18 protein-coding genes are annotated in these 15,883 nt (G+C 41.7%); 4 read left to right on the plus strand and 14 right to left on the minus strand.

Going from position 1 to position 15,883, the window contains the following annotated elements; translation table 11 throughout:
- Positions 1-11 precede the first annotated feature (11 nt).
- The 13 genes from AC0L6R_RS16900 to AC0L6R_RS16960 form a co-directional block, all read right to left on the minus strand.
- On the minus strand, positions 12-293 hold the full coding sequence (locus tag AC0L6R_RS16900; protein WP_473272246.1) for a hypothetical protein: 282 nt from the start codon (positions 291-293) through the stop codon (positions 12-14).
- A gap of 234 nt (positions 294-527) precedes the next feature.
- The gene (locus AC0L6R_RS16905; RefSeq protein WP_473272247.1) at positions 528-773 is read right to left on the minus strand and encodes a hypothetical protein; all 246 of its coding nucleotides are present in this window, start codon (positions 771-773) and stop codon (positions 528-530) included.
- A gap of 2 nt (positions 774-775) precedes the next feature.
- Positions 776-1,132, minus strand: a complete 357-nt coding sequence (locus AC0L6R_RS16910) for a hypothetical protein (protein WP_473272248.1) — start codon at positions 1,130-1,132, stop codon at positions 776-778.
- Entirely contained in the window at positions 1,122-1,355 is a 234-nt protein-coding gene (locus AC0L6R_RS16915; protein ID WP_473272249.1) for a hypothetical protein, read from the minus strand. The genes AC0L6R_RS16910 and AC0L6R_RS16915 overlap by 11 nt, the downstream gene beginning before the upstream one ends.
- Positions 1,348-1,917, minus strand: a complete 570-nt coding sequence (locus tag AC0L6R_RS16920; protein WP_111612127.1) for an RNA polymerase sigma factor — start codon at positions 1,915-1,917, stop codon at positions 1,348-1,350. The genes AC0L6R_RS16915 and AC0L6R_RS16920 overlap by 8 nt, the downstream gene beginning before the upstream one ends.
- 386 nt (positions 1,918-2,303) lie before the next feature.
- Complete coding sequence (locus tag AC0L6R_RS16925; protein ID WP_283411622.1) at positions 2,304-2,813, minus strand: VOC family protein; 510 nt, start codon at positions 2,811-2,813, stop codon at positions 2,304-2,306.
- Positions 2,814-2,962: 149 nt separating this feature from the next.
- Complete coding sequence (locus AC0L6R_RS16930; RefSeq protein ID WP_473272250.1) at positions 2,963-3,367, minus strand: hypothetical protein; 405 nt, start codon at positions 3,365-3,367, stop codon at positions 2,963-2,965.
- 46 nt (positions 3,368-3,413) lie between these two features.
- Entirely contained in the window at positions 3,414-3,617 is a 204-nt protein-coding gene (locus tag AC0L6R_RS16935; protein WP_473272251.1) for an MBL fold metallo-hydrolase RNA specificity domain-containing protein, read from the minus strand.
- A gap of 17 nt (positions 3,618-3,634) precedes the next feature.
- Positions 3,635-4,816 carry an MBL fold metallo-hydrolase gene (locus tag AC0L6R_RS16940; RefSeq protein WP_473272252.1) on the minus strand — a complete coding sequence of 394 codons (1,182 nt, stop codon included), beginning with the start codon at positions 4,814-4,816 and terminating at the stop codon, positions 3,635-3,637.
- A 62-nt stretch (positions 4,817-4,878) separates the two neighbouring features.
- The gene (locus tag AC0L6R_RS16945) at positions 4,879-6,000 is read right to left on the minus strand and encodes a hypothetical protein (RefSeq protein ID WP_473272253.1); all 1,122 of its coding nucleotides are present in this window, start codon (positions 5,998-6,000) and stop codon (positions 4,879-4,881) included.
- Positions 5,939-6,493, minus strand: coding sequence for a PspC domain-containing protein (locus AC0L6R_RS16950; protein WP_473272254.1), 555 nt, complete (start codon positions 6,491-6,493; stop codon positions 5,939-5,941). The genes AC0L6R_RS16945 and AC0L6R_RS16950 overlap by 62 nt, the downstream gene beginning before the upstream one ends.
- Positions 6,493-6,867: a hypothetical protein gene (locus tag AC0L6R_RS16955; protein WP_473272255.1), complete on the minus strand. Its 375-nt coding sequence runs from the start codon at positions 6,865-6,867 to the stop codon at positions 6,493-6,495. Before AC0L6R_RS16955 ends, AC0L6R_RS16950 begins: the two co-directional genes overlap by 1 nt.
- 94 nt (positions 6,868-6,961) lie before the next feature.
- Complete coding sequence (locus AC0L6R_RS16960) at positions 6,962-7,291, minus strand: PadR family transcriptional regulator (protein WP_283411618.1); 330 nt, start codon at positions 7,289-7,291, stop codon at positions 6,962-6,964.
- A gap of 956 nt (positions 7,292-8,247) precedes the next feature.
- Between AC0L6R_RS16960 and AC0L6R_RS16965 the strand changes: the two genes are divergently transcribed.
- From AC0L6R_RS16965 to AC0L6R_RS16980, 4 genes are read left to right on the plus strand one after another with little or no spacing between them, the layout of a single operon-like run.
- Positions 8,248-9,381: a putative type IX sorting system protein PorV2 gene (locus AC0L6R_RS16965; protein WP_473272256.1), complete on the plus strand. Its 1,134-nt coding sequence runs from the start codon at positions 8,248-8,250 to the stop codon at positions 9,379-9,381.
- Positions 9,378-10,943, plus strand: coding sequence for a putative type IX secretion system sortase PorU2 (gene porU2 / locus AC0L6R_RS16970; protein ID WP_473272257.1), 1,566 nt, complete (start codon positions 9,378-9,380; stop codon positions 10,941-10,943). The genes AC0L6R_RS16965 and porU2 (AC0L6R_RS16970) overlap by 4 nt, the downstream gene beginning before the upstream one ends.
- Positions 10,882-12,270 (plus strand): putative type IX secretion system sortase PorU2, encoded by a 1,389-nt coding sequence (gene porU2 / locus AC0L6R_RS16975; RefSeq protein ID WP_473272258.1) that lies wholly within the window; start codon positions 10,882-10,884, stop codon positions 12,268-12,270. The genes porU2 (AC0L6R_RS16970) and porU2 (AC0L6R_RS16975) overlap by 62 nt, the downstream gene beginning before the upstream one ends.
- 53 nt (positions 12,271-12,323) lie before the next feature.
- Entirely contained in the window at positions 12,324-14,399 is a 2,076-nt protein-coding gene (locus AC0L6R_RS16980; protein WP_473272259.1) for a hypothetical protein, read from the plus strand.
- Between the two features lie 554 nt (positions 14,400-14,953).
- Here AC0L6R_RS16980 and AC0L6R_RS16985 read toward each other — a convergent pair.
- The gene (locus AC0L6R_RS16985; protein ID WP_473272260.1) at positions 14,954-15,820 is read right to left on the minus strand and encodes an alpha/beta hydrolase; all 867 of its coding nucleotides are present in this window, start codon (positions 15,818-15,820) and stop codon (positions 14,954-14,956) included.
- Between the last annotated feature and the right edge of the window lie 63 nt (positions 15,821-15,883).

Consider the following 15,883-nt stretch of genomic DNA (forward strand, 5'->3'; position numbering starts at 1 on the left):
GCTTTTCCTTTTTAAGCCTGGTTAAATCGGACTTTTGTGTTTTCACCGGTTTCATCTACCAGCAGACGCATATTGCCGATGTAAACTTCGGTCTCCGCTCCATCTTCTGTCACTTTAACCACTTGCTTGGATGAGCCATCTTTTTTCTTGATTTCAACGATGGTTGTTTCTCCGGTTTCTTCATTCTCTTCCAGATCCAGCTCACGGATGATCTGATTGATGTTCATCAGTTTTAGCTTTTCAAAATCCTCTTTGCTGTTTACGATGATTACTATTCTTCCAGGCTTTACCACCGAATTCCACCACTACACTGTCACTTAGAACGCCGTGGTCTACCGATGGCATGGTTCCCGCAAATCCCATTTGCACGATGGCCATCAAACAAAATAATAGAAGGTATTTTTTCATTTGTATTTAGAGTTTTCTATCAAATGGCATCCTGCATTTCGGGCAAAAAAGGTCTCCGATTGATGCATGGGGCATGCCCAATTTAATGTTGAGTTTCAAATTTTATGAGTTGGTGAAGTTTACTTTTCTGCTTTTGATTTTCGGGTGGTGATTGAAGCGAAGAGATTGTTTTTTGCATCCTGCAGGTCTGCAAACCCTTGATCTACTTTGCCCAATAAGTCCTCTACTTCGTTGACAGTTTTGCCGATTTCGGCGATTAGGTTTTTATCTTTTGGTTCTTCTTTGAGCCCACTGGAGTAGATTTTAACCCGGTACGCTGGTTCAGCTTCTACTGACTCTGTTGCTTGTGCTACAGCTTGTTCCAAGTTCAAAGGGGGTAGTTCCGCTTCTTGAAATCAGGTGTTTCCACCTCGATTTTGGGAGCTTCCGTTTTTATTGGCTTTGGTTCCTCTTTTACCTCGTTCATCGCGACTAGATTTTGAGGAGTTGTATTCTGAGGTTTTTGTGTGTTAGAAGAAGTATCAGCAGGCTTGGCTTTAGATTTTGTGGTAGTAGTAGTAGTAGTAGTAGTAGTAGTAGTAGTAGTAGTAGGTTTAGTATTCAATTCCTCAGCAGCCTGCTGATTTTCAATTTCGTTTTGCGTTTTCTCTGTTTCTTCAGGTGTTATGACTTCTGGTTGAGTTGGAGTATCAATTACTTCTTCAGTGGTATTGTCAGCAAGCATTGGCTTTTCTACGGTCACATCTCCCTTCCCTCAAGACAAAGTATCCAACCGTGAAAAGGATAGTAATAGAGGCAGCCGCTGCCCACCAAATCCCCTTGTAGGATTTAGTTTGCTGAGGAAGCTGAGATTCCAGCCTTTCCCAGGCAAGCTTGCTTGGTCTTTCAGTATGGTTTTCTAGTTTTTCTTTGAAAAACTGATCGAGATTATTTTTTTCCTTAGCCATTGATTCTCCTTTCTTTTGGTGTTTGACTGGCAATTTTTTCCTTCAAAGTATTCCTTGCCCGATTGAGCTGGGACTTTGAAGTGCTTTCTGTGATTCCCAGGAGATCTCCAATTTCCTGGTGCGAGAAACCTTCGATTGCGTAGAGGTTAAATACTGTCCGATATCCTACCGGAAGGCTTTCCACCATTCTCATCAAATCTTCAGTTTCCATATGGTTGAGCTCGTAGTTGTGATCCTGATATTCAGTCTCATTTTCCATGTTGATCTCCATCATGAGATGACGATGACTTCTCAGCGTCATGAGAGCTTGAGTGACGATGATTCGCTTCATCCAGCCTTCGAAACTTCCCTTTGACTGAAACTGAGGGAGTTTTTCAAAGATTTTCATAAAGCCTTCGATCATCACATCTTCGGCATGTTCCCGATCTTTTAGATATCGGATGCAGATGGCCAAGAATTTTCCCGAATACTGATCATACAGGTGGCGCTGCGCCATTCTATCTCCTTTGAGACATCCTTGTAGTAAATCTGATTCGTTTGAAAAATTGACTCTGCTGAACATTTGAATTAGCTTTCAATTAGGTAGATGCCCGTATTGAAAAAATGGTTGCGTGGGTAAGTGAAAAAAAGTTAATTATTTTTATTTAACGAATTGACTGAAGATAGGTGTAATCTTAATCTCCTTAAAATTAGTGTTTTACGTGGGGTTTTCTGATCACGTTTTTTGTGACTTTATATTGTATCGAAAGTAAGGATTAAAAAAACTAAGCCTTTACAAAATGAGTAAGGAAATTACAATTTACTATAAACCTATGGCTGGCTTCCTGCTACTTACAAAATAATTGAATCATCTTATTAAGGAGTTGCAAAACTGACGACTAATAAAACAGCCCCAACTTGACTAAATGCCATGTTGGGGCTGATAATAGACTTTTATAAGACAAGTTCTTATTTCTGATACGCTCCAGATGAGTAGGTCAATTCGTAGCTATGAGTATATATCTCGAATACTATTCCAAATGGATCTTCTACGTAGACCATTTTAAAAGGCTTTTCCTCAGGATAATATTCACGAATAGGCATTCTTTGCTTGCCTCCATGCGCTACGATTTTATTGGTAAGCGCTTCAATCTCCGGATCCTGGATACAAAAATGAAATAGTCCTGTATTAAAAGGATTGAAAGCCGGAGCCTTTTTCACACCATGGGGAAAGGAAAATAACTCTATACCTACTCCATCAGAAGTGGACATATGAGCGATTTCAAATTCCTCCCAATCATCTCCGAATACGTCTATACACATTTGGCCAATAGCTGTTTCTTTTTCTTTCTTTACTTTGGAAGGAGCCATGATCACATACCAGCCCATGACGTCACGATAAAAATCTACGCCCTTTTGAATATCCGGAACGGTGATTCCTATATGAGAAAATGATTTAGGATAAGTAGTTTTTTCCATAATTGCTTAATGATAAATAATGGGTGGAGAACTATGCATCTTGGCAAAGAGTTCAGAAAATGCTCCAATGCCTAAAAGCTTGAGCTATTAGTACGCTGCTTTATAATTCACCACAATATCCAACAATGTCCATTCATTTTCTTTCACGGTCACCGGCTGGACATTTCCATCTCCATCAAATATGCTTGCGAAAAGCCCGCCTTCTTCAACTGTAAGTATGGAATATCGTCCTGGCTCAAGTTGATGGAATATTTACCGTTTTCATCGGTTTCGAATTCGGTAATGGGTTTGGCAGCCACCGACTGGAACAAGCTATTTTCCAAGGTCACATCAGAGATTTTAATTAATGGATACACCCGTACTGTTCTTTTTACAGGGTTTCCTATATTGGTATCCTTCGCTTTCTTTTCTTCCTCCAACACCATAGGCATTTGATTGCCTTCAAGCCAAGTTACCTGACCTACCACACCCTGACCTTCGGGTTGATAGGGTGCACATTGGAAAAGGATAGATGTAAATGCAAATGCGATCAGAATTCTAAGTAGTTGGTTCATGAGTAGATGGAATTATAGATTCAGAGCGGAGTAAATCTCCTGGTTTTTATATTTCCTCAAACAGCATAAATGATTCCAAATAATTTGGGATGATGGTATTCCAGCCTAGTTCATCTTTAAGTTTATGCGCTAGCACACCTGCGCTACGCTCTTCACCATGAACGATAAATGCAAGTTTTGGCTTTTCACCGAACCCCTCAGCCCATTCCATCAACTCATTTTGATCGGCATGTGCAGAAAGTCCTTCCACGCTATAGATTTTAGCTTTTACAGGAACTTCTTGTCCATATATTCTGTACCTCTGGCTCTCCATCCACCAGAACGCCTTCCGCGAGTTCCTTCTGCCTGATATCCTACGAAGACCACGCCGTTTCTTTCATTTGGCAAGTGATGAAATAAATGATGAAGGACACGGCCTCCTGTAGCCATGCCGCTTGCGGAGATAATGATAGCCTTTCCTTTCAGGTCATTGAGCGTGCGTGACTGCTCTTGTTTTCTGAAATAATGCAACTGAGAATGCTGGAATGGATGCTGAGCTTGATCGTCTAAAACTGCTATAAGCTGGTGGTCTTGGTGGAAATCTTTATAAAGGGTAGATATATTGATGGCCATGGGTGAATCCAGATATATAGGCACATTTGGGATTTTTCCTTTTTTCACCAACTGATACAAATAATACATAACCAACTGGGTACGGCCTACCGCAAATGCTGGGATAATCACCAAACCATCTCGATCAAACACATCATTGATAGCGCTAGCGAGCTCTTCCTCAGGTTTTACGGGAGTAGAAACACGGTCCCCATAAGTGGATTCTATCCATACTATATCTGCTTCAGGAATCAGGGTAGGAGGGTAGAGTATAGGATCATGATATCTTCCTAGATCTCCTGAGAAAACCAATTTTTTTGTTTGGGAATCGCCTTTGATCACAACCTTGACTATAGCTGCTCCCAAAATGTGCCCTGCGTGATAGTAAGTCACTTCCACTGAAGGATGAATAGAGAAAGGTTTTTTGAAGTTCTGCGGGACCAACAAGGGAAATACAGCTTCTGCATCTTCTACTGTATAAAGGGGCTCTGGATTCTCATGACTGGAATAACCCTTCTTTTTGGCATATTCTGCTTCTTCTTCCTGTAGCTTACCAGAGTCAAGGAGTAGGATTTTGGCTAGCTCAGCAGTCGCGGCAGTGCAATAAATTGGTCCTCTAAAACCATCTTTCACCAGTTTTGGTAGGCAACCGATATGATCCATGTGTGCATGAGTAAGCACAATCGCTTCCATATCAGTAGGTGGCATTGGGAATTTGTCCCAATTTCTCCGCCGCAGTTCCCTTCTTCCCTGAAAAAGCCCACAATCGACAAGAAATTCAAAATCTCCAAGATCCAATAAATAGCGGGAACCAGTGACTGTACCTGCTGCACCTAAAAATTTTACGCTTACATCCATATTCTTTTGGGTTTAACCCAAAAGATACAAAAAAAGAGGCACCCATTTGGGTGCCTTTAATATTAGTCAATTACAACTGAGGTATCTACGGGAGCTTGGGACTGATTAAATTTTGCCCGACTTATACTGTCGAGTTGTGCTCTGTCGTACTCTCCAGTATCGGGTTCTTCTACCTCAAAGTTTACATCTTCAGTTTCCTCCTCCAGCTCAACATCCTCTTTGCAAGTCAAGCATACTAATCCCTGCTCATTAAATGTCCAGATTGCATTTTGGGAAAGATCGTTTGAACTGTAGCCATTTCTATAAATAGTGTTTCTTAGGATTTCAAGAAGCGAGCGTTCCATGATAAATGGTTTATCATAAGGTATCTCCAGAAAGAGATTCAGTTTTTGATCTCTGAACTTATCCAAGTTGGAAACATCGTAACCTTCATCGAAGGTGATCATAGAATCCAATACTTCATATCGGTAAGTGATCATTTTGGCATTATTCATTGCCTCTGCTTTAGTTTTGCCTCTGGCAAAGAAATCCTCGCGAAGTGTGACTGTGCTATCAGAAGTCCCTTCGATTTTCAGGTTTACGTTATTGAACGTCGACTCTTCACCGATTGGGTTTAGTCGCAGAATCATGATTCCTTCAGTGACAGGCACTGTGTTTTCGATTTTATGCCAGTTCTCTTCTTTGAATTGTGCTACGATCAATGGGATTTGGAAAGCACAGATTCCTACACAAAGCAACCATAAGCCAAGTGCTACAAAGCCAAATCTGGAGCCAATTAGATTCTTTTGCATCAAAACGCTAAGCCCTAGCAGAATGATGATAATACCTGGGATGATTAAGAGGAACGATGCTCCTACCACTAACCAGATTGGGATCAAATTGGAGAATTGCTCCACTGGGAAATTATCCATTAGTACTCGGTAGTCGTCATTGGTAAATATGCCCAAGTAAACAGCCAAACTAAATATAGGTGCGATGGTCAATCCTAATCCAATAAAGAATACAAATAAACCGAAGATCACCCGGATCACATTCAGGAAGAATCTTCCTAATGGTCCCAAAGCTGATCCAATAGCTTCGATGACCTGTCCTATTATTCTAAATGGAGTAAGAAGGATTTGCCTAGTTTTTGATTCTGGGGCTTTTGGGATAGGGTTTATGTTTTCCTTCAGAGGTCGAATCAATATTATCCAGCGTGATTTCCCCACCTTTCATACGTATACGCTCAGTGATCGAACTCGCCACTGGTGTGATAATCCATAGAATAAGATAAATCAAGAATCCAGATCCACCCGCCAAAATCAAAAAGGCCAATGCCAATCTTGTATAGACCACTTCCACACCGAAGTATGCTGCCAATCCACTTGCCACACCACCGATTACCTTATCGTCAGGGTTCCGATATAGTTTTTTGATATTCTTATCCTCTTCAATTTCATAGGAAACAGGAAGGATAATCCATAATACGATGTAGGCTACTGCTGCGAAAATCCCAAAACTTAGGTTTAACCTGAAGTCATCAAATGGCCAAATATCCAAGAAACCGAAGTTGAACCGTAGATTCCCAGAGAAAAGCAAAAGGATGGCAATCAGTCTGGTCCAAAGTGGATCTATGGTAAAATAATGAGCCACTCCGGCACAAACACCACCGAGGATTTTACGGTTTTCCAGGCGCATTAATTTTTTATACCCTTTTCTCTCAGATTCCGGAGGAGTGACATACGTATAGAAATCTGGTCTTTGGCAGTATTTTCCTCTTCTTGATCAACTTCCGCTTTTTCCTCATCTACAGAGGCAAAATCTGCTATAGTCCCCATCTTCTCGATGAGTTTGTCTACGTTTTCCGCAGAGATTACCTGCTTATTGTTTTTCAGATTGCTTAGAAAGATCTCGGCAATTCGATTTTCAATATCCGAGATGATCTCGTGATTGTCTTTATAGGAAGAAAAGTGCTGATTGATCGCATCCAGGTATTTTCGGAGCGTATCATAGCCGTCTTCCTCGATGTGGAAAAGAATCCCACTGATGTTTATACTTATAGTCTTTTTCATCTGTTTGTCATTAAATTTTTACGGTCAGATGGAATCTCGCCTGTTAGAGAGTTGCTCCACTTTGAGATAGTTGATGTAGGGCTAGATTTCATGATCAATTCTTTGAGGTGATAAGAAGGGTGGAATTGACTAGTGAATCCCAGGTGTTGGAGAGAGTGCTCAGAAAGGATTTTCCTTCTTCCGTGATGGAGTAGTATTTCCTCGGCGGACCGGATTCAGACTCTACCCAGCGATATTCGACCAATGAGGCTGACTTTAGACGGTTGAGCAGTGGGTACAGCGTACCCTCCACTACGATCATTTGAGCTTGGGTTAGCTCTTCGATCAAATCTGAAGTATAAACCTCGCCTCGAGAGATGATATGCAACACGCAAAACTCCAAGAGCCCTTTGCGCATTTGAATCTGTGTGTTGGCGACATTCATTTGTAAGGTGATTATGTGTCAATGTTTCGGAAAATACCTATTCCCGTCCCTTCTTGGTAAAGAAAAATTATACCAATCTTTTCCAAGCTACCTTGTATAACCTATTTCCTTGTGATAAACAGGTAGTAGGTATAGTGATATAGTCAAAAAACCACTCTTATTTCACTCAGATTGATGTTTTAGGTTTTTTGAACTTGGAGGAAAAAAAGTTTTCAAAAAAAATATTGGCTTTCCAACTTTAATGAAATGTTAAATTTCTGAACATATTTATGTACGGGGGCGGACAGGTGGTCTGGGCCTTTGTAGTACCAAATTGATTACCGATCCTGCCTTTGACACTCTTCGCTATTTTCATATGCTGCATTCACCAAGAATTGCATTCCGGACTTTTACAGGTGTTGCCTTAGGCAAACTGTTTATTCAATTTATTATAAGTGAAGTTGCACTTAAGTGAAAGTATGTGCTTTTAATTTAGGCTAGAGGTTCAAATTTGGCAATACTCCCTTTCCAAAAGTGTTAAGGGGGGCTTGAACTAGAAAAAATTCTGGTACGTGCATCCATGCAGATACACATATTATTATTTGTGCCAGCGGCACATCCAGTATTAGCCCTGAATACAGCGAAGCGAAATTCAGGGTAATGAGGAGCATTGAGGAGACTATGAGTGCCAACGGTACGATCCGTATTAATGCTTATTTCTGTTTTCCGTCAATAAAATCAAAATCCAGTTTTCATAGTTTAGGTGTATTTCTACAATTGTATCAGTAAATGGTTAAAATCGACTTAAGTATAGGTGAAAACTCGCATCATGGTAACTTAGATCAGCTGTCTTCCTGCAGAGCAAGAAAAGAAAGTAAGTAAGGTTTCTGGCAGTACAAGAGATTATAAAAGCGGCATTATTTCATTATTTTTCGCACCGGTTACCATTGGACTGATTATTTGGTTTATTTTGAAAGGTGAATTTTAGCAGAGCAACTACAGTTTTTTATTCCTTTCTCTTAATCCTCTTAGTGGGGGGGAATACGCATGTTTTTTCTCAAGATTTAGCTCCCAAATATTCCAATGAATTTCTCAGCATAGGAGTAGGAGCCAGAGCTCTAGGGATGGGTGGAGCGCAGGTTTCGGCTGTGCGCGATGTGACGGCGGCTTATTGGAATCCTGCGGCCCTGATGGGAGTCCAGCATAAATATGAGTTCAGTCTAATGCACTCGGAATACTTTGCTGGAGTAGCACAATACGATTATCTAAGTTTCACTACGCCTATCAAAGACCGAAGCCAAGTTGCTGTTTCTATCATTCGCTTTGGAGTGGACGATATTCCCGATACCCGATTTCTCTATGATGCGAATGGCGCTTTGAATTACAATAATATCCAGTTTTTTAATGCGGCAGATTATGCCATGCTTCTCAGCTATGCACGGGATCTATCAGACAAATTCAAAGTGGGCATGAACGCCAAAATCATCCATAGAAATGTAGGTAAATTCGCTCAAGCATGGGGTTTTGGATTAGATGTGGGCGGAATCTATGTGAAAGATAAGTTGACGCTGGGCTTGATGGTTCGTGATATCACTACCACTTTCAATGCTTGGTCTCATGATGCCGAGTTAGTTAGGGAGATATACTCACAAACAGATAACGAGATTCCTGTCAATTCTGTGGAATTGACCTTGCCACGAGCGATTTCCTCCGTGGCTTACACATTTCAAATCGGAAAGCAGTTTAATTTACTAACGACTTTGGACTTGGATATGACTTTTGATGGGGAAAGAAACACCGTAATTAGTACGCCTTTGCTAAGTATAGACCCACGGTTTGGACTGGAAGCAGGTTTTCAGAATATTGCTTTCCTACGCGCAGGTGTTGGGAATTTCCAGTATATCAAGGATTTTCAGGGAAAAGAAAGCTTGAATATGCAGCCGAGTATGGGTATAGGGGTTTTTATAAGTGAGCGATTTCAGATTGATTACGCCCTTTCAGATATTGGAAATGTTTCAGAAACACCTTATTCCCATGTGTTTAGTGTAAAAGTGAGTTTGGAGAAATTGGATCCTGATTTCAGAAAATTTAAAAGCTGGACAGACAAATGATAAAAAACATCAGCATCGTTTTTCTGGCATTTCTCATGCTTTCCAACCTAGCTCTAGCCCAGGAGCCTGTTTGGTATAATTATGACCAAACCTACTATAAAATCCTAACCGGTTCAGATGGAATTCATCGGATTTCTGCCACCTCACTAAGCAACTCAGGGATAAACCTAACTGGCTTGGACCCTAGAACTATCCGCATTTATCATAGAGGAAAGGAAGTGGCAATTCACATTGAAGGAGAAAATGATGGACGTTTTGATTCGGGCGATTACATAGATTTCTTTGGACAACGAAATGACGGGACGGTAGATAAATTGCTTTACACGGACTTTGAAAAGATCCCAAATCCCTATTTCAATACCAATTCTGACACCACTGCTTTTTTTCTGACAGTTAGTTCAGGGCAAAATGGAAAGCGGATGAATCTCCGATCTGCCCCAGAAGCATCATTGCCATTAGCGACAAGTTATGCATCAGAGAAATTATTGGCTCTTGGAGAGCAATATTCGCTGGGTGTGGGTTATGCATTTGACTTTAGATTATCCAAATTTGATCAGGGGCAAGGGTGGATGTCAGCCGTCATCACAAAAGGAAATACCCGACAGCTAACCTTGAATCAACTCGGAGTAATGGGGACAGGCACGGCCAAGCTCGAAATCGGATTGGTAGGTAGGTCGTATAATCCTCACACCACAAGAATTTTGGCTGGACCTACTGCAGCAAATCAGCGGCTTATTGGCACTATTTCGAGCCTTCAATACGAGTATCCTCAGGTCACCTTAGACCTAGCTATGAGTGACTTCAATTCGGACGGAAGTATAGTCATTGGGGTGAATTCGGCGGGAGCAGAATCTGTGGATAATATTTCTGTGGCTTATGCCAAAATCACTTATAGAAATAATGTCAGTTCCGGTGATTTTACCTCAAAATTGTTCATCTCCCCATCTGGAAATCAGAGAATCCAGCTCACGGGAATTTCTGGAAATTATTCAGCTATAGATATTGGAGATCCTATTAATCCACAAAAAGTACAACTAAGTACAACTGGGCAGATCTTGGCTTTCAGGTCTTCTATCCCAAGTGATTCTAGCAAAGTTTGGATTCAAAACGAGCAGAATATCATCCCGATTGCTACGCTAGAGCCAGTTAAGTTTAGGAATTACCTTGCACAAGCCGCTAATTATATTTTGGTTGGACATTCAGCTTTGGAGCAGCCGAGTAGCCAATTTGACAATCCCTTAAAATCCTATGCTGAACACAGAGCTTCGCCGGCAGGAGGAGGGTTTGATACGCTCACAGTGAAAGTGGAGGATTTGTATAATCAGTTTTCCTATGGAGAATATACCCCTGCTGCGATCTATGAGTTTTTGAGGGCGTATTTTCCCGTTCACAAACCCACGCACATGCTTCTTGCAGGTAGAGCTTTGGCAATTTATTCCACAGCCAGGGCTGGTGGTGTTACTTATTTCTACCGAAACAATCCCGCAGCTTTTAGCTTTCGTGACCCTAGTTCCTGCTGGTGGATTTCCTTTTTCGGACAATGTTTACACCCTTGGACTTGACCCTGACAAACCTTTGGCTCCTGCCCTGGCAGTAGGAAGGATTCCGGCTAGAAATTCACAACACCTGGCAGATTACCTTAGCAAGGCAATAGAAAAAGATGCGGTTGGCATTGCTGAACCTTGGCAAAAAGAGTTGATTCACCTCACTGGCGGAGTATCCGAGTTTGAGTTGGAGCGGTATTTCAATTTCATGAATGGTTTCAAAACCATTGCCGAAGGACCTTATCTTGGAGGAAATGTCACCACCTACCGCAAGCGTTCAAATTCCACCATTGAAGTGATTGACATTACAGGAGATCTGAATGAAGGCCGATCCATGCTGACGTTTTTTGGACATGGTTCACCTACAGTCATTGATATTGAAATTGGTTTTGCCTCTGATCCCACACTGAATTATCAGAATAAGGGGAAATATCCAGTCATGCTTTTCAATGGTTGCGACTACGGAAGTGCCTATGGGAATAGCTATACCCAAGGGGAAGATTGGGTGATTACACCGGATAAGGGAGCTGTTTCAGTTTTGGCTAACTCCTCCATAGGTGTGGATGTGTATCTGCGCCGCTATTCGGATATGTTTTACAGAAAGGCTTTTGCCGATAGTACTTTGATTTATCGCACACTTGGTGAGGTAAAGCGGGAAGCTGAGGAGGAATATATTGATAGCTATGGCACAAGTCCGCTGTCTTACTCCCACATGGAGCAGATGATTAATTATGGTGATCCGGGCGTACGGATTTTTCCTGCAGACAAAGCTGACTATGCGGTCAAGGCCGAAGAGGTTTCTGTAGATAGCTTCGATGAAGTGCCTATTTCTGTACTTTCGGATAGTTTGAAATTGAGTTTCGTCCTGAGAAATATCGGCCGTGTAGATACTGATTCCATAGAGTATAAAGTGAGTAGAAGATTGCCTGATGGAACTACCGAAAGCTTTGATCCGGTAAAAATCCCCTATATCCCAAGAATTGATTCTATCAATTTTACTATTCCAAATATCGGCCGAAATTCAGCTGGAGAAAACACATTTAGCATTGAGGTAAATTCAAAAAGGGAAGTGGAGGAAATGACCTTTGCCAATAATTCTGTCAGCTTCACCAAGTTTATTCCACTAAGCGGAACACTCAATCTTTATCCCATAGAATATGGAATCGTGAGTGGAACTGAGACGAAGCTAATTGCTCAGGCACCTGGAAAAATCATTGAAGACCGCACCATCATCATCCAGTTGGATACTGCTGTTGCATTTAATTCCGCCTATCGCAAGGAAGTTCGAGTCACTGACACGAGGATTGGCAGAAATGCCTTTGGCTCTGACTGCTTTTTCGGATAGCACCACCTATTATTGGAGATCAAAATTTCAGGAAACAAAACCAGGCGAAACCGATGCTTGGACGAATTCCAGTTTCTCTTTCATTCCATCTGGCCCAGAAGGCTGGACTCAGCGCACAGACTCACCAGCTTGCTGAGGATCAGTTGACAAATCTGGAAATCAAAGAATCCGATAGAAGCTGGAAATACCTAGATCAGCAAGCTAATATTGAGGTCTTTACGGTTGGGGCTGCGGTGGATACACTTTCTTTCCGCAACACTCAATTCTACTTAAATCAGATCCCGCAGATCATTGATAATGTGAATAATGCCAACAGCCGCTTGTGTCCTAATGGCTCCTTGGGTTTGGTGGCTTTTGAGCAAAAAAGCCTGATGCCCTACCCTGCGATTCCTGTTCCCGGATTTGATATACTGGATTCCAGAGCTTGTGGTCGCGTGCCGCAAATGATCCAGAGTATTCAGAATTCCTGGATTACAACGCCGGGGCAGACTATGCTGGAGCAGTATGTGAACAATGTGAAACTTGGTGATTATGTGGTGATTTTCTCTGTAGGCAATGTCACCTTTGAAGCTTGGCCAGATATTGCGTTTGAAAAGCTGAAAGAATTTGGAGCAAGCGAGGCTACGCTGCGAGCTTTGAAAACAGGTGAACCTTATATTCTTTACGGAAGAAAAGGCATGCGTCCGGGTGAGGCGATTGAGATAGTAGGGAATAAAAACATGGAAGTTCCGGCTTCTCAGCAAACACTCTCCTTCGATACTGAGCTTTCAGGCTACCTGACTTCGGGGATGATTTTGACACCAAGAGTTGGCCCTGCATCATCTTGGGAGCGTTTCTTCCAAAATGTGAATGCTCGAAACTGGATCAATGAGGAAGAGAAAACCTTCTTTGACATCATCGGAGTGAAGGAAAATGGGGAGGAGGATCTCTTGATAGGAAATACTTACGATCAGGAAATGGATCTGTCTTTTATCAGTACGGATGTTTATCCATATCTGAAACTTCGCTATAGTATGAATGATCCTGCTTCCACCGCCCCAGCTCAGTTGGATAAGTGGCAGGTGAATTATACTGGAGTTCCTGAGGGAGTTTTAATCCTGAAATCTGCCAAAGAGCAAGTGAATCTTCGGGAGGGAGAAACTGGGCTTCTGGAACTGCAATTCAAGAATATTTCCAAGTACAATTTCCTGGATTCTATTCAGGTGAATTGGAATATGACCCATCTGACGAGCAAGAAAGTGGAGGAATTCTCGAAGAAATTCCCTGCGCTGAAAGCCGGAGAGTCATTTGACTTTACGATAGAGTTTAATTCCATCGGGAAATCCGGTGAGAATGAACTAGAGATTTTTGCCAATCCTAGAATACAGCGGGAGCAGACTTTCCGCAATAATCAGGTAGATCTTGGTTCCTACTTCATCGTGGAGGGAGATAATTCTACCGCACTGCTGGATGTAAACTTTGACGGAATCTACATCATGGACGGGGATATCGTCTCGCCAAATGTACTGATCACCGCCCTTCTGAAGAATGATCAAACCTTATTGTATAAGAAAGACACAGTTGGGCTGGATCTATATCTGAAGCAGAACTGCGAATCCTGTGACTTTAAGCGGGTTAATTTCTCCAATCCAAACTTGACTTGGACACCGGCTTCAGAAGATGAGGACTTCAAAGTTTCACTGATTCCAGGACCATTGGAAGATGGGATTTATACCCTAAGAGTGGTTAATGAGGATTCCAGTGAACCTTATGAAGTTACTTTTGAGGTGATCAACGAATCCCAGATCACGAACTTTTATCCTTATCCGAATCCATTCAGTACTAGTGTTCACTTTGTCTTTACGGTCACAGGTATGGAAGTGCCCGATGAAATTAAGATTCAGATCATGACTGTAACCGGAAAAGTTGTCCGGGAGATTTTGCAGAACGAATTAGGTCCTATCCGCATCGGAAATAACTTAACTGACTATGCTTGGGATGGTAAGGATGAATTTGGCGACCAGCTCGCCAATGGTGTGTACATCTACCGTGTGCTAGTTCGCAAAAACGGGCAATTCATGGAGCATAGACCTACTGCCGGAGATAAGGCATTTAAAAAGGGATATGGGAAGATGTATTTGTTGAGGTAGATCATTTGAAAATGATTGTCCAGCTGCTCATCTGCAGTAATCCCCTCTGAGCGTACTCTAGGCGTTGCCGTCGCTAGGTGTAGATCCGTACAGTAGTCGGATGTATCTAGACCTTCTTATCCTTATCAACTTGAAATTGACCTTCTTATCTTACTTGGGTGAATAACGCTAGCAACCACCATCCTCACACCATAACCTTCTAGAGAAAAACCATTGCACTAAGCTGGAACGAAATAAAAGATAGCGCTTTATGTTTTTCTTAGGAATGGGCTGATACATCTAATGAGGGATCGGATGTATCAGCCATTTTTAGTAGAGTTTTTTTCATGTAGTTGGTATAAGCAGCAAACGGGTTTCAACTTTCGTACATCGCGTAAAAAAGTTGGATGCGAGAGACGGCTACATTGATCTGTTTTGAAAATAGACGATTTTAATAGAAATGAAAAGTCGAGGTAAAAAACTTGATCGAGCCTATCGGCAAGCTATTGACTATACCCACATACTCAAACAACACATATTCCTTCTAAAAGGACAGTTCTAAATCTACCTACTGCCTATTTCTGACGAAAGGTATCTGATACAAATGATAACACTTCGGGAAGGGATGTTCTCCAATAGGTCCAATTATGAGCTCCATCCCTTATTCTGAACTCATGGGGGATTTCTTTTTTCTTCATTGCGATATGTACTACGCTATTTCCTTCATAAAGGAAGTCATCGTCCCCACAATCAAAATACCATTTTACAGATTTCATCGCTTCCAACTCATTCAATTCGATTTGCCTTAGTGCGGAATGCCGGTCATAATAACCTTGTAGGGTATTAGTATTTATTACCTCGGTTTTATTGGTTTGAAGTCCTTGATTGAATTCTTCAAAAGTGGAATTCCTCAATGATGCACTTAAGGGGCAAGCGGAAGAAAATAAGTCCGGGCGGTGCATGGCGTAGAAAAATGTGCCACCGCCTCCCATGGACAATCCAGCTATTGCCCTATACCTTTTCTCAGATTTGATTCGGTACTTTTTTTCTACCTCAGGCATCAGTTCCTCAAAAAAGAAATCTTCATATCGCCATTCATTGTTGACATCATTGAAGTATCCGCGCTTTCCGGTATTGGCATCCGGCATGACAATGATCATAGCCGTGGATTTTCCTTCCAAGATGGCTTTGTCAGCGATATGTTGGACTTCTCCAAACTGTACCCAACCTGTCTGATCATCTCCGGCTCCATGAAGTAGATACAAGACAGGGTAAGAGCGCTGCGAGGTCTCATAACCTGGGGGGAGATAGATCGCATATTTCCGCTCCATATTGAGAATTTTACTCTGCATTGTCATTTGATCAAAAACCTTACTGTCTTGTGCAAAAGCAAGTACTGAAAACAGTAAACATAAGGCTAAAGCAAGTGTGTATCTTTTCATATAGGTTAGGGAGTTTGGGGTTTAGTAGTAGTTTGATTTTAAGACAAAATATCTATCAATTCT

The sequence above is a fragment of the Algoriphagus sp. 10J20-15 genome (assembly GCF_055809615.1).